This window comes from Sphingomonas sp. R647 (genome assembly GCF_020177055.1).
Lineage (GTDB): Bacteria > Pseudomonadota > Alphaproteobacteria > Sphingomonadales > Sphingomonadaceae > Sphingomonas.
In genome coordinates, this window is sequence record NZ_JAIQXT010000005.1 from 57,087 (window position 1) to 77,239 (window position 20,153).

The 20,153-nt window shown below is 64.3% G+C and carries 24 protein-coding genes; all 24 read right to left on the reverse strand.

Going from position 1 to position 20,153, the window contains the following annotated elements:
• Positions 1 to 5: 5 nt before the first annotated feature.
• Complete coding sequence (locus K9B35_RS13135; RefSeq protein WP_224922888.1) at positions 6 to 704, reverse strand: biotin--[acetyl-CoA-carboxylase] ligase; 699 nt, start codon at positions 702 to 704, stop codon at positions 6 to 8.
• Entirely contained in the window at positions 701 to 2,146 is a 1,446-nt protein-coding gene (nuoN, locus tag K9B35_RS13140) for an NADH-quinone oxidoreductase subunit NuoN (RefSeq protein WP_224922309.1), read from the reverse strand. Before nuoN ends, K9B35_RS13135 begins: the two co-directional genes overlap by 4 nt.
• Positions 2,146 to 3,696, reverse strand: coding sequence for an NADH-quinone oxidoreductase subunit M (locus tag K9B35_RS13145; RefSeq protein ID WP_224922310.1), 1,551 nt, complete (start codon positions 3,694 to 3,696; stop codon positions 2,146 to 2,148). The genes nuoN and K9B35_RS13145 overlap by 1 nt, the downstream gene beginning before the upstream one ends.
• Complete coding sequence (gene nuoL / locus K9B35_RS13150; protein ID WP_224922311.1) at positions 3,693 to 5,747, reverse strand: NADH-quinone oxidoreductase subunit L; 2,055 nt, start codon at positions 5,745 to 5,747, stop codon at positions 3,693 to 3,695. The genes K9B35_RS13145 and nuoL overlap by 4 nt, the downstream gene beginning before the upstream one ends.
• The gene (nuoK, locus tag K9B35_RS13155) at positions 5,747 to 6,052 is read right to left on the reverse strand and encodes an NADH-quinone oxidoreductase subunit NuoK (protein WP_224922312.1); all 306 of its coding nucleotides are present in this window, start codon (positions 6,050 to 6,052) and stop codon (positions 5,747 to 5,749) included. The genes nuoL and nuoK overlap by 1 nt, the downstream gene beginning before the upstream one ends.
• Entirely contained in the window at positions 6,049 to 6,675 is a 627-nt protein-coding gene (locus K9B35_RS13160) for an NADH-quinone oxidoreductase subunit J (protein WP_224922313.1), read from the reverse strand. The genes nuoK and K9B35_RS13160 overlap by 4 nt, the downstream gene beginning before the upstream one ends.
• 30 nt (positions 6,676 to 6,705) lie before the next feature.
• Positions 6,706 to 7,191 (reverse strand): NADH-quinone oxidoreductase subunit NuoI, encoded by a 486-nt coding sequence (gene nuoI, locus K9B35_RS13165; protein ID WP_066663200.1) that lies wholly within the window; start codon positions 7,189 to 7,191, stop codon positions 6,706 to 6,708.
• 1 nt (position 7,192) lies between these two features.
• On the reverse strand, positions 7,193 to 7,600 hold the full coding sequence (locus K9B35_RS13170; RefSeq protein WP_224922314.1) for a hypothetical protein: 408 nt from the start codon (positions 7,598 to 7,600) through the stop codon (positions 7,193 to 7,195).
• 14 nt (positions 7,601 to 7,614) lie between these two features.
• Positions 7,615 to 8,661 carry an NADH-quinone oxidoreductase subunit NuoH gene (gene nuoH / locus K9B35_RS13175; protein ID WP_224922315.1) on the reverse strand — a complete coding sequence of 349 codons (1,047 nt, stop codon included), beginning with the start codon at positions 8,659 to 8,661 and terminating at the stop codon, positions 7,615 to 7,617.
• A complete protein-coding gene (gene nuoG / locus K9B35_RS13180) occupies positions 8,658 to 10,664 on the reverse strand; it encodes an NADH-quinone oxidoreductase subunit NuoG (RefSeq protein ID WP_224922316.1) in 2,007 nt (668 codons plus the stop codon). Before nuoG ends, nuoH begins: the two co-directional genes overlap by 4 nt.
• Positions 10,665 to 10,713: 49 nt before the next feature.
• The gene (locus tag K9B35_RS13185) at positions 10,714 to 11,367 is read right to left on the reverse strand and encodes a hypothetical protein (RefSeq protein ID WP_224922317.1); all 654 of its coding nucleotides are present in this window, start codon (positions 11,365 to 11,367) and stop codon (positions 10,714 to 10,716) included.
• A complete protein-coding gene (gene nuoF / locus K9B35_RS13190) occupies positions 11,364 to 12,668 on the reverse strand; it encodes an NADH-quinone oxidoreductase subunit NuoF (protein WP_224922318.1) in 1,305 nt (434 codons plus the stop codon). Before nuoF ends, K9B35_RS13185 begins: the two co-directional genes overlap by 4 nt.
• 1 nt (position 12,669) lies before the next feature.
• Entirely contained in the window at positions 12,670 to 12,840 is a 171-nt protein-coding gene (locus K9B35_RS13195) for a hypothetical protein (protein WP_156442874.1), read from the reverse strand.
• A complete protein-coding gene (locus tag K9B35_RS13200) occupies positions 12,837 to 13,505 on the reverse strand; it encodes a complex I 24 kDa subunit family protein (protein WP_224922319.1) in 669 nt (222 codons plus the stop codon). The genes K9B35_RS13195 and K9B35_RS13200 overlap by 4 nt, the downstream gene beginning before the upstream one ends.
• On the reverse strand, positions 13,498 to 13,758 hold the full coding sequence (locus tag K9B35_RS13205) for a hypothetical protein (RefSeq protein ID WP_224922320.1): 261 nt from the start codon (positions 13,756 to 13,758) through the stop codon (positions 13,498 to 13,500). The genes K9B35_RS13200 and K9B35_RS13205 overlap by 8 nt, the downstream gene beginning before the upstream one ends.
• Entirely contained in the window at positions 13,755 to 14,060 is a 306-nt protein-coding gene (locus K9B35_RS13210; protein WP_224922889.1) for a nuclear transport factor 2 family protein, read from the reverse strand. Before K9B35_RS13210 ends, K9B35_RS13205 begins: the two co-directional genes overlap by 4 nt.
• 61 nt (positions 14,061 to 14,121) lie before the next feature.
• A complete protein-coding gene (locus K9B35_RS13215) occupies positions 14,122 to 14,556 on the reverse strand; it encodes a hypothetical protein (protein WP_224922321.1) in 435 nt (144 codons plus the stop codon).
• Positions 14,553 to 15,788, reverse strand: a complete 1,236-nt coding sequence (locus K9B35_RS13220; RefSeq protein ID WP_224922322.1) for an NADH-quinone oxidoreductase subunit D — start codon at positions 15,786 to 15,788, stop codon at positions 14,553 to 14,555. Before K9B35_RS13220 ends, K9B35_RS13215 begins: the two co-directional genes overlap by 4 nt.
• Positions 15,788 to 16,705: an NADH-quinone oxidoreductase subunit C gene (locus K9B35_RS13225; protein WP_224922323.1), complete on the reverse strand. Its 918-nt coding sequence runs from the start codon at positions 16,703 to 16,705 to the stop codon at positions 15,788 to 15,790. Before K9B35_RS13225 ends, K9B35_RS13220 begins: the two co-directional genes overlap by 1 nt.
• Positions 16,702 to 17,223, reverse strand: coding sequence for a NuoB/complex I 20 kDa subunit family protein (locus tag K9B35_RS13230; RefSeq protein WP_224922890.1), 522 nt, complete (start codon positions 17,221 to 17,223; stop codon positions 16,702 to 16,704). The genes K9B35_RS13225 and K9B35_RS13230 overlap by 4 nt, the downstream gene beginning before the upstream one ends.
• A gap of 47 nt (positions 17,224 to 17,270) precedes the next feature.
• Positions 17,271 to 17,645, reverse strand: a complete 375-nt coding sequence (gene ndhC, locus K9B35_RS13235; RefSeq protein ID WP_224922324.1) for an NADH-quinone oxidoreductase subunit A — start codon at positions 17,643 to 17,645, stop codon at positions 17,271 to 17,273.
• 99 nt (positions 17,646 to 17,744) lie between these two features.
• Complete coding sequence (locus K9B35_RS13240; protein ID WP_224922325.1) at positions 17,745 to 18,629, reverse strand: hypothetical protein; 885 nt, start codon at positions 18,627 to 18,629, stop codon at positions 17,745 to 17,747.
• On the reverse strand, positions 18,629 to 19,444 hold the full coding sequence (locus K9B35_RS13245; RefSeq protein ID WP_224922326.1) for an inositol monophosphatase family protein: 816 nt from the start codon (positions 19,442 to 19,444) through the stop codon (positions 18,629 to 18,631). The genes K9B35_RS13240 and K9B35_RS13245 overlap by 1 nt, the downstream gene beginning before the upstream one ends.
• 124 nt (positions 19,445 to 19,568) lie before the next feature.
• Positions 19,569 to 20,132 carry an elongation factor P gene (gene efp, locus K9B35_RS13250; RefSeq protein WP_224922327.1) on the reverse strand — a complete coding sequence of 188 codons (564 nt, stop codon included), beginning with the start codon at positions 20,130 to 20,132 and terminating at the stop codon, positions 19,569 to 19,571.
• Positions 20,133 to 20,153 lie beyond the last annotated feature (21 nt).

Consider the following 20,153-nt stretch of genomic DNA (forward strand, 5'->3'; position numbering starts at 1 on the left):
GTCCTTCAGATCAGGAAGACGTCGCCGGCATGAATGACATGCCGCGACCCATCGGCCAAGCGGAGGATCAGCGCGCCATCGCCGGTCAGGCCGTCGAACAGGCCGTCATGGCTGATCCCGTCCGGCAAGCGCGCGGTGAGCGCGGTAGCGGTCGGATGCGCGCGGTCGAGCCAGCGTTGGCGGATCGGGTCCAGACCCTCACCACGCCAGCGCGACAGCCAGCGTGCAAAGCTCTCGGCCAGGACCTCGGCAAAGGTCGCGGCGGCCACCGCAACGCCCTGTGCGGCAAGGCTGGTCGCCGGGCGATCGGGCAAATCAGGGTGATGCGACAGGTTGACGCCGATGCCGACCACGACCGCATCCCCGGCGCGCTCGAGCAACACGCCCGACAGCTTCGCGCCGTCGATCAGCAGGTCATTGGGCCATTTGATCGTCGCGCCGGTGGGGAGGAAGACGCGGACCGACTCTTCCAGCGCCACGACCGTGATCAGCGCCAGCGTCGGCGCGGGTGGATCGGTCGGGCGCAGGCGGACGAGCGTGCTGCCGTAAAAATTGCCGATCGGCGACTCCCACGCCCTGCCCTGTCGTCCCTTGCCCGCCGTCTGACGCTCTGCACGCAGCCAGCTACCCTCAGCGGCACCCGCCGCAGCGAGCGCCAGCATGTCGGCGTTGGTCGAGCCGGTTTCGGCTACAACCCGGATCAGAACAGCGTCCGTGCCGCCGCCATCGACCAAGCGCCGAGCACAGGGATCAGCAGATAGCCGAGCGGCGAGACGAACACCGCCGCTGCGGCGATCAGGCCACCCTCAAGCGCGCTGTCGCTCTTGGCATAGGCCGGCGCAGGCTCGTCGAAGTACATCGTCTTGACGATCTTGAGGTAATAGAACGCCCCGATCACCGACGCCGCGATACCGATCGCGGCGAGCGGGAACAGCCCCGCCTTCACCGCTGGCTCGAACACCGCGAACTTGGCCCAGAAGCCGAACAGCGGCGGGATGCCCGCAAGGCTGAACATGAACATCGCCAGCGCCGCCGCCAGTGCCGGGCGCGTGCGCGACAGGCCCGACAGGCTCGCGATCGTTTCGACCGGCTGCCCCTCGGTGTCGCGCATCTGCAGCACGACGAGGAAGCTGCCCAACGTCATCACCACATAGATGGTGAGATAGGTCAGCACGCCCGCCACGCCCTCGGCCGTGCCCGCAGCAAGACCGATCAGCGCGAAGCCGACATTGTTGATCGACGAGTAGGCGAGCAGACGCTTGATGTTGGTCTGCCCGATCGCCGCGACGGCGCCGAGCACGATCGAGGCAAGCGCGGCGAAGATCACGATCTGGCGCCAGTCGCTGGTCACCGGACCCATCGCCTCGATCGCGACGCGGACCGACAGCGCCATCGCCGCGACCTTGGGCGCGCTGGCGAAGAAGGTCGTCACCGGGGTCGGCGCGCCTTCGTATACGTCCGGCGTCCACATATGGAACGGGACCGCCGACATCTTGAACGCGAGGCCGGCGAAGACGAACACGAGGCCGAACAACAGGCCCATATTCTCACCCGCAGCATAAGCCGAGGCGATGTCACCGAACACGGTGGTGCCGCTGAAGCCATAGACCAGGCTAATGCCGTAGAGCAGGATGCCGCTCGCGAGCGAGCCGAGGATGAAGTACTTCAGACCCGCTTCGGCCGAACGCACATCGCGGCGCATGAAGCTGGCAAGGACGTAGGACGCGAGGCTGTTGAGCTCGAGCCCGACATAGAGGGTCAGCAGGTCGTTTGCCGACACCATCATGCCCATGCCCGCGGTCGCGAACAGGATCAGGATGGGGTATTCGGGGCGCAGATCCTCACCAGAGGTGCGCGCGAAGAAGCGCGGGGCGATGATGATCGAAACCGCCGCGGCGAAGAAGATCAGCGCCTTGGCATAGGCCGAGAACAGATCGGCGCGATACAGGCCGTCGAACGCCGTGCCGCCCGAGGAGGCGTTGCCGGTCAGCGCGATCCCTGCGCCGATCAGCACGGCGACCGAAACCCAGCTCACCGCGCGCGAAACCGCTGGGCCACCCCATGCGGCGACCATCAGCAAAGCGAGCCCACCGACCGAGAGGACAATCTCGGGCAGGACCATCGAAAGTTGCAGGCCGTAGTCCATCAGTGTGCCGCTCCATGCTCGGCAGATTTATGCTCTGGCGCATGCGCGGCCTTGGCAGCAGCGGGATTGCCGGGGGTCGGCAGGCTATCACCCGCCGGACGCGCCCGCTCGATCCGCGCGAGCAACGTCGCAACGTCGGCGCGCATCGGGGCGAGGAAGCTCTCAGGGTACACACCCATCCACAGCACCGCCGCCGCGATCGGTGCCAGCAGCGCCATTTCGCGCTTGTTCAGGTCCGGCATCGCCTTGACGTCGTCCTTGGTCAGGTCACCGAACACGACGCGGCGGTATAGGTAGAGCATATAGCCCGCGCCCAGAATAATGCCGGTGGTCGCGATCAGCGTTGCCAGCGTCGACACCTGATAGGTACCCATCAGCGCAAGCAGTTCGCCGACGAAGTTGCTCGTGCCGGGCAGGCCAACCGATGCCATCGTGAACAGCATGAACAGGATCGCGTATTTCGGCATGTTGATCGCGAGGCCGCCGTAGCGGTCGATCTCACGCGTATGCAGACGGTCGTAGATCACGCCGACGCACAGGAACAGCGCGCCCGACACCAGGCCGTGGCCCAGCATCACCATCATCGCGCCCTCGATCCCCTGACGGTTGAAGGTGAACAGGCCAAGCGTCACGATCGCCATGTGCGCGACCGACGAATAGGCGATCAGCTTCTTCATATCGCTCTGCACCAGCGCGATCAGCGAGGTGACCACCACCGCGATGCACGACAGGCCGAATACCAGCCAGATCAGCTGCGCCGAAGCCTCCGGGAACATCGGCAGCGAAAAGCGCAGGAAGCCATAGCCGCCGAGCTTCAGCAGCACGCCCGCCAGGATCACCGACCCGGCGGTCGGCGCCTGCACGTGCGCGTCGGGCAGCCAGGTGTGCACCGGCCACATCGGCATCTTCACCGCGAAGCTCGCGAAGAATGCCAGCCACAGCCAGGTCTGGACCCCGGCGGGGAAGTCATAGGCCATCAGCTCCGGGATCGACGTCGTGCCCGCGGTGATGGTCATGTACATCATCGCGATCAGCATCAGCACCGAGCCGAGCAGCGTGTAGAGGAAGAATTTGTAGCTCGCGTAGATGCGGTTCGCGCCGCCCCAGATGCCGATGATCAGGAACATCGGGATCAGGCCGGCCTCAAAGAACACGTAGAACAGGAAGATATCCTGCGCCGCGAAGGTGCCGATCATCAGCACTTCGGTGATCAGGAACGCGGCCATATATTCCTGGACGCGCTTGGTGATCGCTTCCCAACTCGCGCCGATGCAGATCGGCATCAGGAACACGCTGAGCATGATCAGCAGCAGCGCAAAGCCGTCGATGCCCAGCGACCAGCCGAACGCGCCGAACAGGTTGGGATAATGCTCGACGAACTGCCACTGCGGCCCGCCAATCTCGAAATTCGCCCACAGCACGCCGCCAAGGACGAGGTCGACCAGCGTCGCGCCCAGCGCAATCCAGCGCGCCTGATTGGCGCTGACGAACAGACATGCGATCGCCGCCACCAGCGGCACGATCAGCATCAGGGAGAGAATGCCGCTCATCGCGTGATCACCCAGGTAACGGCTGCGGTCAGGCCGATCAGCATGACGAACGCATAGCTATAGACATATCCCGACTGGAGCTTGGCGCTCCACACGCCGGCGAACTTGACCGCCGCAGCGGAGCCGTTCGGGCCGAACCGGTCGATCAGCCCCTCATCGCCCCGCTTCCAGAACAGGCGGCCGAACCAGAAGGCGGGCTTCACGAACAGCACATTGTACAGCTCGTCGAAATACCACTTGTTCAGCAGGAACTTGTAGAGAAGCGAGAAGGTCGCGGTGCAACGCGCGGGGATGGTCGGCGACTTGATGTACGCAACCCACGCCCCGAACAGACCGAGCAGCATGACGATGCTCGCCGACAGCTTCACCCACAACGGCACTTCATGCATCGCATGCGCGAGGTGCGTGTCGAACGCGACCGCGCCCTTCCAGAAGATCTCGCCAGCCTCGGGCTGGATGAAGAACTTGTTGAATGCGAAGCCAGCGAACACCGCGCCGATCGACAGGATGATCAGCGGGATCATCATCGGCAGCGGGCTTTCGTGCGGATGATATCCGCCGGTGCCGTCGCCCTTGGCGTCATGCGCGTGATGGTCGTCATGGCCGTGCGCATGATCGTCATGCGCGTGATCATGGCCATGCGAGTCATGCAGCGCGTGCTGGATATGCTCTGACTGCGTCCAGCGCGGCTTGCCCCAGAAGGTCAGGAACATCAGGCGCCAGCTGTAGAAGCTCGTCAGGAGTGCGGCGAACACGCCGACCCAGAACGCCGCCTGACCGCCACCCCCGGCTGCGTACGCCGCCTCAAGGATCGCGTCCTTGGAGTGGAAGCCCGCGAACCCGGCATGGAGCCAGTAGATGCCGACGCCAGTGATCGCGAGCGTGCCCGCCATCATCGTCCAGAAGGTGACCGGGATGTGCTTCCGCAGGCCGCCATAATACCGCATGTCCTGCTCATGGTGCATCGCATGGATCACCGAGCCGGCACCCAGGAACAGCAGCGCCTTGAAGAAGGCGTGGGTGAACAGGTGGAACATCGCCGCGCCATACATGCCGACGCCCGCAGCGAAGAACATGTAGCCGAGCTGCGAACAGGTCGAATAGGCGATGACGCGCTTGATATCGGTCTGCGTCGTGCCGACCGTCGCGGCGAACAGACAGGTCGCGGCACCGATGAAAGTGACGAAGCCGAGCGCGATCGGCGCCTGCTCGAACAATGGCGACAGGCGGCAGACCATGAACACGCCAGCGGTGACCATCGTCGCCGCGTGGATCAGCGCCGACACCGGGGTCGGGCCCTCCATCGCGTCGGGCAACCAGGTGTGCAGGCCAAGCTGCGCCGACTTGCCCATCGCACCGACGAACAGCAGCAGGCAGAGTACGGTCAGCGTGTCGACGCGATAGCCCAGGAAGCCGATCGTGCTGCCGGCCATGCCGGGCGCAGCTTCAAGGATTTCGGGGATCGAAATGGTGCCGAACACCAGAAACACGCCGAAGATGCCGAGCATGAAGCCAAGGTCGCCGACGCGGTTGACCACGAACGCCTTGATCGCGGCGGCATTGGCCGACGGCTTCTTGAACCAGAAGCCGATCAGCAGATACGACGCGAGGCCCACGCCTTCCCAGCCGAAGAACATCTGCAGCAGGTTATCGGCGGTCACCAGCATCAGCATCGCGAAGGTGAACAGCGAGAGATAGGCGAAGAAGCGCGGCTGATCCGGGTCCTCTTCCATGTACGACCAGCTGTAGAGGTGGACCAGCGCCGAAACGCTCGTCACCACCACCAGCATCACGGCGGTGAGGCTGTCGACGCGCAGCGCCCAGTCGACCATCAGATCGCCCGAGTTCATCCAGGTCAGCACCTTGATGACCTGTGGCTCGGCCGTGCCCGACAGATACGGGATGAACGTCATCCAGCTGAGGATCGCCGCGACGAACAAGCCGCCGGTGGTGACGATCTTCGGGAATGCCGTACCGAACGCGCGGTTACTGAAACCGGCGACGATCGCTGCCAGCAGCGGCAGGAATACGATGAAATGGATCGAAGACATCAGCCCTTCATCCGATTGACGTCGTCGACCGAGATCGTGCCGCGGCCGCGGAAATAGATGACAAGGATGGCAAGGCCGATCGCGGCCTCACCCGCCGCAACGGTCAGCACGAACATCGCGAACACCTGCCCCACCAGATCGCCCAGCGCGGCGCTGAACGCGACGAGGTTGAGGTTCACGCTGAGCAGGATCAGCTCGATCGCCATCAGGATGACGATGAGGTTCTTGCGGTTCATGAAAATGCCCAGCACGCCCATGGTGAACAAGATTGCGCTGACGACGAGATAATGGGTGATTCCGATCACAGCTCCACCCCCTGCCCGACGGGCTGGTTGACGTTGCGGGTCGCGTCCTTCTGACGCCGGTTGATCTGGCGCCAGACATTCTGCGTCTGCACCCCGCCGCGCTTGCGGTGGGTCAGCACGATCGCGCCGACCATGGCGACGAGCAGGATGAAGCCGGCGGCCTCGAACAGATAAAGGTAGCGGCTGTAGAGCAGCATGCCGATCGCCTGAACGTTCGACACCTGGCCGAGCGCGGTGTCCGCGTCGACCGGCGCGATCCGCTTGGCAAGGTCGATCTTGCCCGCGGTCCACGCCATCGTGCCGATCACGATCTCCGCCGCTAGCGCCACCGCGATGGCGAGGCCGAACACGGCATAGCGCACGAACCCGGCGCGCAGCTCGGCAAAGTCGATGTCCAGCATCATCACGACGAACAGGAACAACACCGCGACCGCGCCGACATATACGATGACCAGCAGCATCGCGATGAACTCGGCGCCTGCGAGCACCATCAGCCCGGCGGCGTTGAAGAACGCGAGGATCAGCCACAGCACCGAATGCACCGGGTTGCGGGCGGTAATCGTCATCGCAGCGGAGAGGATCACCACCCCGGCGAAGAGATAGAAGGCGATTGCTTGAATCACGGAATCATATGCCCCTTTGGTGCCGCGCGCTTAACGGTACGGTGCATCGGCGGCAAGGTTCGCGGCGATTGCGCGTTCCCAGCGGTCGCCATTCGCGAGCAGCTTGTCCTTGTGATAGATCAGCTCCTCACGGGTTTCGGTCGCGAATTCGAAGTTCGGTCCCTCGACGATGGCGTCCACCGGGCATGCCTCCTGGCACAGGCCGCAATAGATGCACTTGGTCATGTCGATGTCGTAGCGCGTGGTGCGGCGGCTGCCGTCGTCACGCGGTTCGGCCTCGATCGTGATCGCCAGCGCGGGGCACACCGCCTCGCACAGCTTGCACGCGATGCAGCGTTCCTCGCCGTTCGGATAGCGACGCAGCGCATGCTCGCCGCGGAAGCGGGGCGAGATCGGGTTCTTCTCGTACGGATAGTTGATCGTCGCCTTGGGCTTGAAGAAATACTTCAGCGTGAGGGCATGCGCCTTCACGAACTCCCACAGGGTGAACGAACGGACGAGTTGGGCGACGCTCATGTTATTTGGGCCTCGAAGGGACAGGGAACGATACGCAATCAGCGGCGTAGGACGAATCACCCTCAGTCACTGAAACCTGCGCACGAGTAGATGCCGCTGGGTCAACCGTTGCCCTGAAACGAATGTCGCTTCCTGGTCCCTTTCGAAGGAAGAAAGGAAGAAGCACCTTCTCACCATCTTTCGATGGGCTTCCATCACCAGAAATCGTGTTGCGGAGGTCAATCGGGAATTTGGGCCAAGGATGCCCCCCAAAACTCTTTACCCGAAAGCGATTATCCCGATGAGTGCCCTCAATCTGGATGATAAAACCACCTTTGGAGACACGATCGCTGCACACGAAGTAGCTCGGCGGTATCGAGAACTCGCGATCGGGTGATTCTGCCAACAGCAGCGTCAGGCTATAAGCCATTGTAAGCGCCACGCTCACAGCCCCACCCGATCGATCATCAGCCAGCCCGACACCAGAAACACGAAGAACAGCGACAGCGGCAGGAAGATCTTCCAGCCCAGCCGCATCAGCTGGTCATAGCGGTAGCGCGGGACGGTCGCCTTGATCCACGAGAAGATGAAGAAGAAGACGAGGATCTTGATGAACAGCCAGATGATGCCCGGCACCGCATAGAGCGGCGCCCAGTCGATCGGAGGCAGATAGCCGCCCCAGAACAGCACCGCGTTGAGCGTGCACATCAGAATGACGTTGGCATATTCGCCCAGCCAGTAGAGCGCGAAGGCCATCGACGAATATTCGGTCTGATAGCCCGCGACCAGCTCGCTCTCCGCCTCGGTCAGGTCGAACGGCGCGCGCGCAGTTTCGGCGAGGGCGGAGATCAGGAACACCACCGCCATCGGGAACAGCAGCGGGTTGAAGCCGAAGCCGTTGAAGATGCCCAGCACATGCCCCTGCTGCGCCTCGACGATGCCCGACAGGTTGAACGTCCCCGCCCACAGCACCACCGCGATCAGCACGAAACCGATCGAGACTTCGTAGGACACCATCTGCGCCGCCGCGCGGATCGCCGAGTAGAAGGGATATTTGGAGTTCGACGCCCAACCGGCGAGGATCACGCCATACACCCCCAGCGACGATGCCGCGAGGATGTAGAGCAGGCCGACATTGATGTTCGACAGAACCACGCCCGCCTGGAACGGGATCACCGCCCACACGATCAGCGCGACGGTGAAGGTGATGATCGGCGCGAGCAGGAACAGCCCCTTGTTCGCGCTCGACGGAATGATGGTTTCCTGAAGGAAGACCTTCAAACCATCCGCGAACGATTGGAGCAGGCCAAGCGGGCCGACGACGTTGGGACCCCGGCGCAGCGCGATCGCCGCCCAGATCTTGCGATCGGCATAGATGATCATGGCCACGGCCAGCATCAGCGGCAGCGCGATCAGCAGGATGCCCGCGATCGTCGCGACGAACCACGCCCATTCGAAGGACATGCCGAGGGATTGGAAGAAAGCGGTCACTCTGCGGCCTCCGCGAAATCCTGGCCGTGGATCAGTTCGGCCGAGCAGCGCTGCATCGTCGGCGATGCGCGGCAGATGGCATTGGTGAGGTAGAAGTCGGCGATCGGGTAAGCGACCTCCCCTTCCCCCTTGGCGTCGAGCGCGGGCGGGTTCCAGTCGAAGCTGGCGAGCCCTTCGCTGCCCAACGCCGGCACTTCGGCGGCCATCGCCGCGCGCAGTTCGCCAAAGCTGTCGAACGGCAGCGTCTTGCCGACCACTTCGGACAGTGCACGCAGGATCGTCCAGTCCTCACGCGCGTCGCCGGGCGCCGAAACCGCCTTCTCGCTGCGCTGGACCCGGCCCTCCAGATTGACATAGGTGCCATGCTTTTCGGCATAGCTCGCGCCCGGCAGGATCACGTCCGCGGCATGCGCGCCCTTGTCGCCATGATGGCCGATATAAACGTTGAAGCTGTTGGCGAAGGCCGAGAAATCGACTTCGTCCGCGCCGAGGAAGAAGGTCAGCTTCGGCTCTGCCGCGACGATGTCGGCAATGCCGCCCTTCGACGCGAAGCCGAGCATCAGGCCGCCCATGCGGCTCGCCGCCATGTGCAGCACGTTGAAGCCGTTCCAGCCCTCACGCACCAGATCGAGCGACTTGGCCAGAGCCAGCGCCGCGCCATGCCCGTTCTTGAGCGCCGCGCCGCCGACGATCACCATCGGGCGCTTGGCATCCTTGAACGCATCCGCCGCCGCCTGGGGCAGCTTGCCGAGCAGGCCAAGATCGTTGCCGAGCCACGTCGTCTTGTAGGTCAGGTCGGTTTCCGGCCCGATCGCAAAGACCTTCGCGCCCTTCTTGATCGCCTTGCGCACGCGGGTGTTCACCAGCGGCGCTTCCCAGCGCAGGTTGGTGCCGACCAGCAGGATCACGTCCGCCGTCTCGACGCCGGCAATGGTGGTGTTGAAATTCACCGCCGACAGCGACGACGTGTCATACGCCATGCCGGTCTGACGCCCTTCGAGCAGGGTCGAGCCGAACGACTGGACCAGCTTCTTGGCGGCAAAGATCGTCTCACAATCGAGCAGGTCGCCATGGATCGCGGCGACCTTGTCGCCCGCGCCCTTCGCCGCGACGGCGATGGCGGCGAACGCCTCGTCCCACGTCGCTTCGACCAGCTTGCCGTCCTTGCGGACATAAGGCTTGTCGAGCCGGCGGAAGCTGAGGCCGTCGACATGGTGGCGCGTCTTGTCGTGCGCCCATTCCTCGTTCACATCTTCGTTGATGCGCGGCAGGACGCGCAGCACGCCGCGCCCGCGGCTGTCGATGCGGATATTGGTGCCGACCGCGTCCATCACGTCGATCGCCAGCGTCTTGCGCAGCTCCCACGGCCGCGCTTCGAACGCATAGGGCTTCGACGTCAGCGCGCCGACCGGGCACAGATCGACGACATTGCCCGACAGTTCGGACGTGACCGCTTTTTCCAGATAAGACGTGATCTGCATATTCTCGCCGCGATAGATCGCGCCGATTTCCTCAACGCCCGCAACCTCTTCGGCAAAGCGGACGCAACGAGTGCACTGGATGCAGCGGGTCATCACCGTCTTGACGATGGGGCCCATATATTTCTCGGTCACCGCGCGCTTGTTCTCGGTGTAGCGCGAATGGCCACGGCCATAGGCGACCGACTGGTCCTGCAGATCGCACTCGCCGCCCTGATCGCAGATCGGGCAATCGAGCGGGTGATTGATCAGCAGGAACTCCATCACGCCTTCGCGCGCGGCCTTGACCATTGCGCTGTCGGTGCGGACGTCCTGATTGTCGGCGGCGGGCAGCGCACACGACGCCTGCGGCTTGGGCGGCCCGGGCTTCACTTCGACCAGGCACATGCGGCAATTGCCGGCGATGCTCAGCCGCTCATGATAGCAGAAGCGCGGGATTTCCTTGCCCGCGGCCTCGCACGCCTGGAGCACGGTGGCACCGGCGGGGACTTCGACTTCGATCCCGTCAACCGTTAGCTTGGGCATTACACGTTATCCCCGACCCGGATGCGCCGGGCGTTCGAATTCTGAATCATCACGATGTCGCCCCCGCTGCCAGCCGGTAATAGCTGATCGCGATCCCCTCACGCAGCGTCGCGCGGTTGAGCTTCAGCGTCTCGCCGTTGGGCACACAGGCCGGGATCGCGGGGCCGAGAGCGCGAAAGGCAGTCATCTCGGCCGCATCGCCGATCGGCGTGGCGAGCAGCGCCTGCGCCCCCGCCGGATTGGCGCGGACGACACATTCGCCAAGCTTGCCGACATAGACATCGGCGGCTGCGAACGCCGCAGCTTCCTGCCGCTCGGCATCGGTGCGGCCCGACGGCTTGGGCATGGCCCAGACCAGCGCTGGCTTGGTCGCGGCGTCGATCGGCCCCTGCCCCTTCAGCTCGACCGCTACCAGCCGCTCGGCCAGCGCCGCGCGATATTGCTGCGGCCGCATGCGCAGCTTGCCGCGAAGAAAGCCCAGACAGCGCGCGCCAGCAACCTTGCGGAACTCTTCTTCCGACATGCGCTGATCGGCGGGCGTCAGCACATATTTGCGCGCGAGCGGCTTGTGCGCCTGTACGACGCATTCGGCGAACTCGCCCAGCACCTTGCGCCCCATCGACTCCGCCTCGGCCTTTTCCTTGGCGGCGTCGGCGGGCGCGGCGGTCAGCAGCGTCGCGGCAAGAGCGAATGCGGCGATCATTCCGCAGCCTCCTGCATCGGGCTCAGTCCGCCGCCCTGCTTTTCAAGGATGCGCCGCTCCATCTCCGGGCGGAAATGCTTGATCAGGCCCTGGATCGGCCATGCCGCCGCGTCGCCGAGCGCGCAGATAGTGTGGCCTTCGACCTGCTTGGTGACGTTGAACAGCGTGTCGATCTCGCTGATGTCAGCGTCGCCGGTGCGCATCCGCTCCATCACGCGCCACATCCAGCCGGTGCCCTCGCGGCACGGGGTGCACTGGCCGCAGCTCTCATGCTTGTAGAAGTACGAAATGCGGCTGATCGCGGCGACGATGTCGGTGGACTTGTCCATCACGATCACCGCAGCGGTGCCAAGGCCCGATCCGAGCGCGCGCAGACCGTCGAAATCCATCGGCGCGTCCATGATCTCCGCCGCCGGCACCAGCGGCACCGACGATCCGCCGGGGATCACGGCGAGGAGGTTGTCCCAGCCGCCACGGATGCCGCCGCAATGCTTTTCGATCAGCTCGCGGAACGGGATCGACATGCTTTCCTCGACCACACACGGCTTTTCGACGTGCCCGCTGATCTGGAACAGCTTGGTGCCCTTGTTGTTCTCACGACCAAAGCTCGCGAACCATTCAGGGCTGCGGCGCAGGATCGTCGGCGCAACCGCGATCGATTCGACATTGTTGACCGTGGTCGGGCAGCCATAGAGGCCGGCACCCGCCGGGAAGGGCGGCTTCAGGCGCGGCTGGCCCTTCTTGCCCTCGAGGCTTTCGATCATCGCGGTTTCTTCGCCGCAGATATAGGCACCCGCGCCGCGATGGCAGAAGACGTCGAAATCATAGCCAGAACCGCAGGCATTCTTGCCCAGCAGGCCCTTGGCATAGGCTTCCTCGATCGCTGCGAACAGCGTCTGCGCCTCGCGGATATATTCGCCGCGAATGTAGATATACGCCGCGCGCGCGCGCATCGCGAAGCCCGCGACCAGCGCGCCTTCCAGCAGCAGGTGCGGGTCGTGACGGATGATCTCGCGGTCCTTGCACGACCCCGGTTCGGATTCGTCGGCATTGATGACCAGGAAGCTCGGCCGTTCTGGCGTCGGGTTCTTGGGCATGAACGACCATTTCATGCCAGTCGGGAAGCCCGCCCCGCCGCGCCCGCGCAGGCCCGACGCCTTGATCTTTTCGATGATCGTGTCGGGGCCGAGGTCGAGCAGCGCCTTGGTATTGTCCCACGCGCCGCGCTTCATCGCAGCGTCGAGGTTCCACGGCTGATAGCCGTAGAGGTTGGTGAAAATCCGGTCCTTGTCCGCGAGCATGTTAACGCGGCCCCCCGATACGCTTGTTATCCTTGACCGCGAGGTAGATCGCGACGCCCGCGCCGATGACGAGCAGCGGCACGAACAGTTTCGCGGCCAGTTTCAGCGCCCAGATCGCGACGACGATGCCACCGATGATGGCGAGGATCGTGAAGATCGTGTTCTTGCTCACCATTCGCTCCTGTAATCGTGGTTGTCGGACACCATCGCGGTCAGGCTGGTCGGGCCGCCCAGCGGCTCGACGGTGTGGCGGCCGGGCTCCTGCGTGCCCGCCTTGGGGCTCTTGCCCTGCGCCAGCGCGTCGAGGATCGCGACGGTACGGTCGTAATCCAGATCCTCGAAATTATCGTCGTTGATCTGGACCATCGGCGCCGACGCGCAATTGCCCATGCACTCGACCTCGGTCAGCGTGAACAGGCCGTCGGGCGTGGTCTTGCCCTTGGCCATGCCGCGGTTCTTGCACGCGGCGAACACCTCGTCCGATCCGCGCAGCCAGCACGGCGTCGTGCCGCACACCTGCACATGATATTTGCCGACCGGGTGCATGTTGAACATCGTGTAGAAGGTCGCGACCTCGAGCACGCGGATCACCGCCATGTCGAGCTCACGCGCGACGAACTCGATCACCGGGATCGGCAGCCACCCCTGCGTATCCGTCTCCGCCCCGACCTGACGCTGGGCGAGGTCGAGATAGGGAATGGAGCAGCTCATCTGCCGCCCCTCAGGGTAGCGCGCACGGATGGTCGCGGCCTTTGCGGCGTTCTCCGGCGTCCAGGCGAACCCGCCCCAACGTGCGCGGAGTTCCGGCGTGTCTTCGATTGCGTTTGCGTCAGCCATTTGTCTCAGCCTTGCCGATCGAGCGATCCGCCCGGTTCCCGGCCCAAAGTGCAAATGCGAGCGATCCGAGCACAAACACCGCGATCGCCGCAGCAATCACCAGCATGGCCTCGGACCCCATCGCGTCGACCAGCGGACCGAACACCGGTCCAATCCCATAAAAAAAGATCGGCCCCATCGCGACCAGCGCGACAAAGATCGCCGCCATCCCGGCGAGCCCACGCCAATGCTTTCGGGCATTCGCCATGCTCATCGGATGAACTCCACGCGGCTCACCTTGTCGCCGCTGAAGGTGTAGATGGACATGACCTCGAACTGCTCGCCATCGGGCGCGCGCGAGACCGTTTCGTGGAGCAGTACCGTCTCCCCCAGTTCATAGCTGGCGAGGATGTCGGCGCGGTTGTGTGGGAACTGGACGAACATCGCCTTGAGCCCCGCGCGAACGCCTTCCTTGCCTTCACGCAGCACCGCACCGCGATAGCCCGCTTCACAGGCATCGTCGGTCATCAGCGCGACATAGGCGTCGGCATCCTGCGCGTTGTAATGCGCGATCATTTCGTGCGCGGTGGCGATGCGGGTGCTCACGGGCGCGTCCTGGAGAGTGAGGGTGCAGCCATCATCGCGGGCTCTGCTTCGAAGGCGCGGGCGGCGGCGGAGGCACCAAGAGAGCGGGCGTGTCACCCCACACCATAGTATTGATCCGGCCCGCATACATTTCGACCGTCAGCACAAGCGGTGAGCCAGACTCACATTTCAACTCGGCAGTAAAAGAAGACGCCTGCCCTCCATGAAACTGACTCAAGTACCGCGAGAATGAGCAAGCTGAGACAGCTTGAGAGAAATCCACATACGGGTTTTTTCCGGCTTTCGCCCCTGCAGTGGAGAGATAAGCATCGGCCGCAAAGGGTGAACGCTCCCGAGCGACCTCACCTTTCCTCATAGCGCTAAGATAGCTCTCGAAAATTTTCAGATTTTCATGGGAGGGCGCCGGGACAGGACTTTGGCCCGTCACGGCTGCAATACCAGCCATGATAAAGGTTGAAACGCTCACCGGTCGCACTCCCCGAACACGATATCCATCGCGCCCAGAATCGCGGTGATGTCCGCCAGCATGTGCCCGCGCGACATGAAGTCCATCGCCTGCAAATGGCTGAACGCGGTCGGGCGGATCTTGCAGCGGTACGGCTTATTCGACCCGTCGCTGACCATGTAGATGCCGAACTCGCCCTTGGGGCTTTCGGTCGCGACGTACACTTCGCCCGCGGGGACGTGGAAGCCCTCCGTATACAGCTTGAAGTGATGGATCAGCGCTTCCATCGACTGCTTCATCTCGGCGCGCTTGGGCGGCACCACCTTGCGGTCGAGCGACGCGATCGGACCCGACGGCATCTCGTTCAGGCACTGCTTCATGATGCGCGCGGACTGATAGACTTCCTCGACGCGGACCATGAAGCGGTCGTAGCAGTCGCCGCGCGTGCCCACCGGAATCTCGAAATCCATGCGGTCATACACGTCATAGGGCTGCGACTTGCGCAGGTCCCACGGGATGCCGGCGGCGCGGATCATCGGGCCGGAAAAGCCCCATTTCACCGCGTCGTCGCGGTTGACGATCGCGATGTCGACATTGCGCTGCTTGAAGATGCGGTTTTCCGCGACCAGGCTGATCGCGTCGCCGAACAGCTGCGGCAGGCGCGTGTCGAGCCAGTCGCCGATGTCGGTGAGCAGCTTGAGCGGCACGTCCTGATGCACGCCGCCGGGGCGCAGGTAGTTGTGGTGCATGCGCGCGCCGGACATGCGCTCAAAGAAGTTGAGGCAATCCTCGCGCAGCTCGAACATCCACAGGTTCGGCGTCATCGCGCCGACGTCCATGACGTGCGCGCCAAGGTTGAGCATATGGTTGCAGATGCGCGTCAGCTCGGCGAAAAACACGCGCAGATATTGCGCGCGCACCGGCACTTCGATGTCGAGCAGCTTTTCGACCGCGAGCACGAAGCTGTGCTCCATCGCCAGCGGCGAGCAATAGTCGAGGCGGTCCATGTACGGGAGCGCCTGCGTGTAGGTCTTGTACTCGATCAGCTTTTCGGTGCCGCGATGCAGGAGACCCACGTGCGGGTCGATCCGCTCGATAATCTCGCCGTCCAGCTCGGTGACGAGGCGCAACACACCATGCGCCGCCGGGTGCTGCGGGCCGAAGTTGATCGTGTAATTGGCGATCGCGGTGTCGCCCACGCTCGGGTCGCTCGCATCGGTGCGCCCGGCGATTTCGTCGAGATACTCGGCCATTATGCCTCATCCCCCTTCTTCGCGCGCGGCTTGGCCGGCTTGCGGGGCTTTTTCACAACATCGGGGTCTGCCGGCGCAGGGCCGGCGTCGGGCGACGCCTTGCCGATGCCCGTATCGTCGGGGCCATCGCTGGTCTTGGGCTTGCTCACGCGCGCCTTGACCGGCTTGTCGGCGCCATCCGACTTGGCAACCGTATCGGCGCTGGCCGGAGTCGGCGCGCCCTTTGCGGCGGGAGCGGCAGCGGGCTTTTCCTCGACCTTGGCAGCGGGCGGCGCCGGGGGCGCGGGCGGCGGTGGCGGCGCGACATATTTCTCGTCGCCGGGCAGGATATACTCCGCCCCTTCCCACGGGCTCATAAAGTCGAAATTGCGGAAGTCCTGCGCCAGCTGCACCGGCTCATAGACCACGCGCTTGTCGGCTTCCGAATAGCGCAGCTCGACGAACCCGGAGAGCGGAAAGTCCTTGCGCTGCGGATGACCCCGAAAGCCATAGTCCGTAAGGATGCGACGGAGGTCGTCATTCCCCTCGAACAGCACGCCGTACATGTCGTACACTTCGCGCTCGAGCCAGCCGGCGACCGGCCAGATCGCGGTGACCGACGGCACCGGCTTTACCTCGTCCGTCGTCACGCGGACGCGGATGCGGTGGTTGCGGGTGTAGGACAGCAGCATGTAGCAGACATCGAACCGTTCGGACCGCGCCGGGTAATCGACCCCGGCGATCTCCATCAGCGCCTGATACTGCAAACCCGCACCGTCACGCAGCGCGATCATCGCCTCAGGCAGGCGCGCGCGATCGACGGTCAGATTGACCTCACCGACCAGATCGGTCGCCTCGATCAACATATCGCCCAGCGCAGCCTGCGCCGCCGCGATCACGCCGTCATTGGCGGCGTACTTGGGAGCCGGGGCCTTCACCGCGTCACCGTGCCGATGCGGCGGATCTTACGCTGAAGCTGCATCACGCCATACAGCAATGCCTCAGCGGTCGGGGGACAGCCGGGGACATAGATATCGACCGGCACGATCCGGTCGCATCCGCGCACGACGCTGTAGCTATAGTGATAATAGCCGCCGCCATTGGCGCAGCTGCCCATCGAGATGACGTATTTCGGCTCCGACATCTGGTCGTAGACGCGGCGCAGCGCCGGGGCCATCTTGTTGCACAGCGTCCCCGCGACGATCATCACGTCCGACTGGCGCGGCGATGCGCGCGGGGCGGCGCCGAACCGCTCCATGTCATAGCGCGGCATGTTGACGTGGATCATCTCGACCGCGCAGCAGGCGAGGCCAAAGGTCATCCACCACAGCGAGCCGGTGCGCGCCCATTGGAACAGATCCTCGGTCGAGGTGACGAGGAAGCCCTTGTCGTTCAGCTCACCATTCAGGTCGTTGAAGAACGACTGATCGGGCTGAACAACCGCGCCGCCAGCCATCGGCTGACCTTGCGCATTGAGGATCGGAGAAGTCTGGTTCACGGTGCTCATTCCCAATCCAGCGCCCCGACCTTCCACGCATAAGCGAGGCCCAGGCCGAGTTCGGCGATGAAGATCATCATGCTGATCCATGCGGCCCAGCCCAGGTCGAACACGGTGACCGCCCAGGGGAACAGGAACGCCGCTTCAAGATCAAAGATGATGAAGAGGATCGCGACGAGGTAGAAGCGCACGTCGAACTGGCTGCGCGAATCCTCGAACGCGGGGAAGCCGCATTCATATTCGGTGAGCTTTTCCGGCGTCGGCTGATGCGCCCCGGTGAAACGGGCCGCGACCATGGGCAGGAAGACAAAGGCGCTCGACAGCACCAGGGCCACCCCCAGGAACAGCAGGATCGGCAGATATTCTGACAGGTCGACCAAGACGGCCCCTCGCGGTTGCGGAATCTTCGGGTCGCTTTAGGCCGATGGCAGGGGGGCATCAAGGGCGGAAACCCTTGAGAATCACTCGCAACTAAAGCGCTATGGGAGGCGAAAGGCGACGAGCGTGTTTGAACCGCGCGGAGGCTGGTCCGGCTTGCTCGCCGCGGGCCAGCCAGCATCGGCTACGACAAGCAGGCGATTGCCGTCATGGGTGAGCTGAGTCGGGTCGGCGAGCAGGGTTCCGCGCTGCACGACCGTAACATCGATCTGCGCTCCGGTGATGCGGAAGCGGATCAGCGATCCGGGGCTGCTGCCATTATGGATCGCGTAGTAATCCGCGCCGACGCGAACCAAACCGTCGAGCCCGCGCAGCGGCTTGCCATCCGCCATCGGGAGCAACGTCCGCACCTTCGTTTTCAGATCGACGGTCGCGACGCCGCGGCCATAATCGGCGACGACCAGATGCTGGCCATCGGCGGTGAGCGCGGTTCCCTGCGCCGAACGCGCGACGCCCGGGGCGATCAGCGGGTCGAGGGTGCCGCCGTTGAGGCGATAGACCGCACCATTGAGGCCGTCGGACACGAACACCGCGCCACCCGCTGCGGAAACATCGCCGGGGTGAAAGCCCGGTCCAGCCGAGAGCTTCGCCTTGAGCCGCCCCTTACGGTCGAGCGCGACCAGTGCGCCGGAGTCGCACTTGGCCACGCCGGGCAGATCGGGGCAATCGGTGGCGACCCACAGCCACTTGCGCTGCGCGTCCCATGCCATCCCGAGCGGGTGCAGCGTACCCGCCGGCATCGCGATGTTGGTGACGGCCCCGGCGCGCCGAACCAGAATGTTGCGGTCGAGCACGCTCGACAGCCAGATCGTCGCCCCGTCCGTGGCGACCCCCTCGACCAGCCGGTGCTGCGCGGGCGCGGAATAGACGGCCTCGGGGGCATCTGCGGCAGCCGTCAGGGCCAGCAGCAGAGCCCCCGCGCGCATCACCGCAGCGATCCGGCCAGCAGCTTGTGCAGCTTGGAGTGGATCGCGTCGTTCGCGGCGAGGATCTCGCCCTTGGCATGGGCATTGTCGGTGCCACGGAAATCGGTGACGAACCCGCCCGATTCCTTCACGAGCAGGATGCCCGCCGCCGTGTCCCACGGCTTGAGGCCGCTTTCCCAGAAGCCGTCATAGCGGCCCGCCGCGACCCAGGCGAGGTCGAGCGCAGCGGAGCCGAAGCGGCGGATGCCGGCGACTTCGGGTGCAACCGCACCGAAAATGCGGCTCCACTCGGCGAAATTGCCGTGGCCCATATAGGGGATGCCCGTGGCGATCAGCGTATCGGCCAGGTCGCGCCGCGACGAGACGCGCAGCCGCTGGTCCTGAACCCATGCGCCACGGCCCTTTTCGGCCCAGAAGCTCTCATCGGTGATCGGCTGATAGACGTAGCCGTGCGTGATTTCGGGCTTGCCCTGGCTGCCAAAGGGATCCTCGACCGCGATCGACATGCAGAAATGCGGGATGCCGTGGAGGAAGTTGGTGGTGCCGTCGAGCGGATCGATGATCCAGCGCGGCTTGTTGGGATCGCCCGCAATCTGGCCGCGCTCCTCGACCAGGAAGCCCCAGTCGGGCCGCGCCTTGCGCAGCTCCTCGATCAGCGTGTCTTCGGCGCGCTTGTCGGCCATCGACACGAAGTCTGCCGGTCCCTTGCGGCTGACCTGCAGCTGCTGGACCTCGTTGAAGTCGCGCCGCAACCGCGGCCCCGCCTTGCGCGCGGCACGCTCGATGACGGTGATGAGGCCGGAATGCGAAACCATTACTTCTTCTCCCCCCTCCGCTTGCGGGAGGGGTTGGGGGAGGGCCTGTCAGCAATCAGCGGAGGGTCGTGAGGCCACGAACACGCCCTCCCCTGGCCCCTCCCGCACGCGGGAGGGGAACAGATCAGTCCGCGCGCTTGACGTAAGTCTGCTCGTAGACATCCACGACGATCCGCGTACCGGCGCCGATATGGGGCGGCACCATAACGCGCACGCCGTTCTCGAGGATCGCGGGCTTGTAGCTGGACGAGGCAGTCTGCCCCTTCACCACCGCGTCAGCCTCGACGATCAGCGCTTCGATCGTGTCGGGCAGCTGAACGCTGATCGCTTCCTCGTCATACAGCTCCATGACGACATCCATGCCGTCCTGAAGGAACGCGGCGGCGTCGCCCAGCAGGTCGCGGGGCAGCGTGACCTGGTCATAGGTTTCCTTGTCCATGAAGACGAGCATGTCGCCCTCGGGGTAGAGGAACTGGAAATCCTTGGTGTCGAGGCGGATGCGCTCGACCGTCTCGGCCGAGCGGAAACGGACGTTGTTCTTGCGACCGTCGCGGAGATTCTTCATCTCCACCTGCATGTAGGCGCCGCCCTTACCCGGCTGAGTGTGCTGGATTTTCACCGCGCGCCAGATGCCGTTTTCATATTCGATGATGTTGCCGGGACGGATGTCCACGCCGCTGATCTTCATGGGGATCGCCTACAGTGCTGA

What these genes read in the sequence shown, in the direction of transcription:
- nuoN (WP_224922309.1), bottom strand. Translation starts at nt 2,146, where the DNA reads ATGGACTACGGCCTGCAACTTTCGATGGTCCTGCCCGAGATTGTCCTC.
- K9B35_RS13145 (WP_224922310.1), bottom strand. Translation starts at nt 3,696, where the DNA reads ATGAGCGGCATTCTCTCCCTGATGCTGATCGTGCCGCTGGTGGCGGCG.
- nuoL (WP_224922311.1), bottom strand. Translation starts at nt 5,747, where the DNA reads ATGTCTTCGATCCATTTCATCGTATTCCTGCCGCTGCTGGCAGCGATC.
- nuoI (WP_066663200.1), bottom strand. Translation starts at nt 7,191, where the DNA reads ATGAGCGTCGCCCAACTCGTCCGTTCGTTCACCCTGTGGGAGTTCGTG.
- K9B35_RS13170 (WP_224922314.1), bottom strand. Translation starts at nt 7,600, where the DNA reads ATGGCTTATAGCCTGACGCTGCTGTTGGCAGAATCACCCGATCGCGAG.
- nuoG (WP_224922316.1), bottom strand. Translation starts at nt 10,664, where the DNA reads ATGCCCAAGCTAACGGTTGACGGGATCGAAGTCGAAGTCCCCGCCGGT.
- K9B35_RS13185 (WP_224922317.1), bottom strand. Translation starts at nt 11,367, where the DNA reads ATGATCGCCGCATTCGCTCTTGCCGCGACGCTGCTGACCGCCGCGCCC.
- nuoF (WP_224922318.1), bottom strand. Translation starts at nt 12,668, where the DNA reads ATGCTCGCGGACAAGGACCGGATTTTCACCAACCTCTACGGCTATCAG.
- K9B35_RS13200 (WP_224922319.1), bottom strand. Translation starts at nt 13,505, where the DNA reads ATGGCTGACGCAAACGCAATCGAAGACACGCCGGAACTCCGCGCACGT.
- K9B35_RS13205 (WP_224922320.1), bottom strand. Translation starts at nt 13,758, where the DNA reads ATGAGCATGGCGAATGCCCGAAAGCATTGGCGTGGGCTCGCCGGGATG.
- K9B35_RS13210 (WP_224922889.1), bottom strand. Translation starts at nt 14,060, where the DNA reads ATGATCGCGCATTACAACGCGCAGGATGCCGACGCCTATGTCGCGCTG.
- K9B35_RS13220 (WP_224922322.1), bottom strand. Translation starts at nt 15,788, where the DNA reads ATGGCCGAGTATCTCGACGAAATCGCCGGGCGCACCGATGCGAGCGAC.
- K9B35_RS13230 (WP_224922890.1), bottom strand. Translation starts at nt 17,223, where the DNA reads ATGGCTGGCGGCGCGGTTGTTCAGCCCGATCAGTCGTTCTTCAACGAC.
- K9B35_RS13240 (WP_224922325.1), bottom strand. Translation starts at nt 18,629, where the DNA reads ATGCGCGCGGGGGCTCTGCTGCTGGCCCTGACGGCTGCCGCAGATGCC.
- K9B35_RS13245 (WP_224922326.1), bottom strand. Translation starts at nt 19,444, where the DNA reads ATGGTTTCGCATTCCGGCCTCATCACCGTCATCGAGCGTGCCGCGCGC.
- efp (WP_224922327.1), bottom strand. Translation starts at nt 20,132, where the DNA reads ATGAAGATCAGCGGCGTGGACATCCGTCCCGGCAACATCATCGAATAT.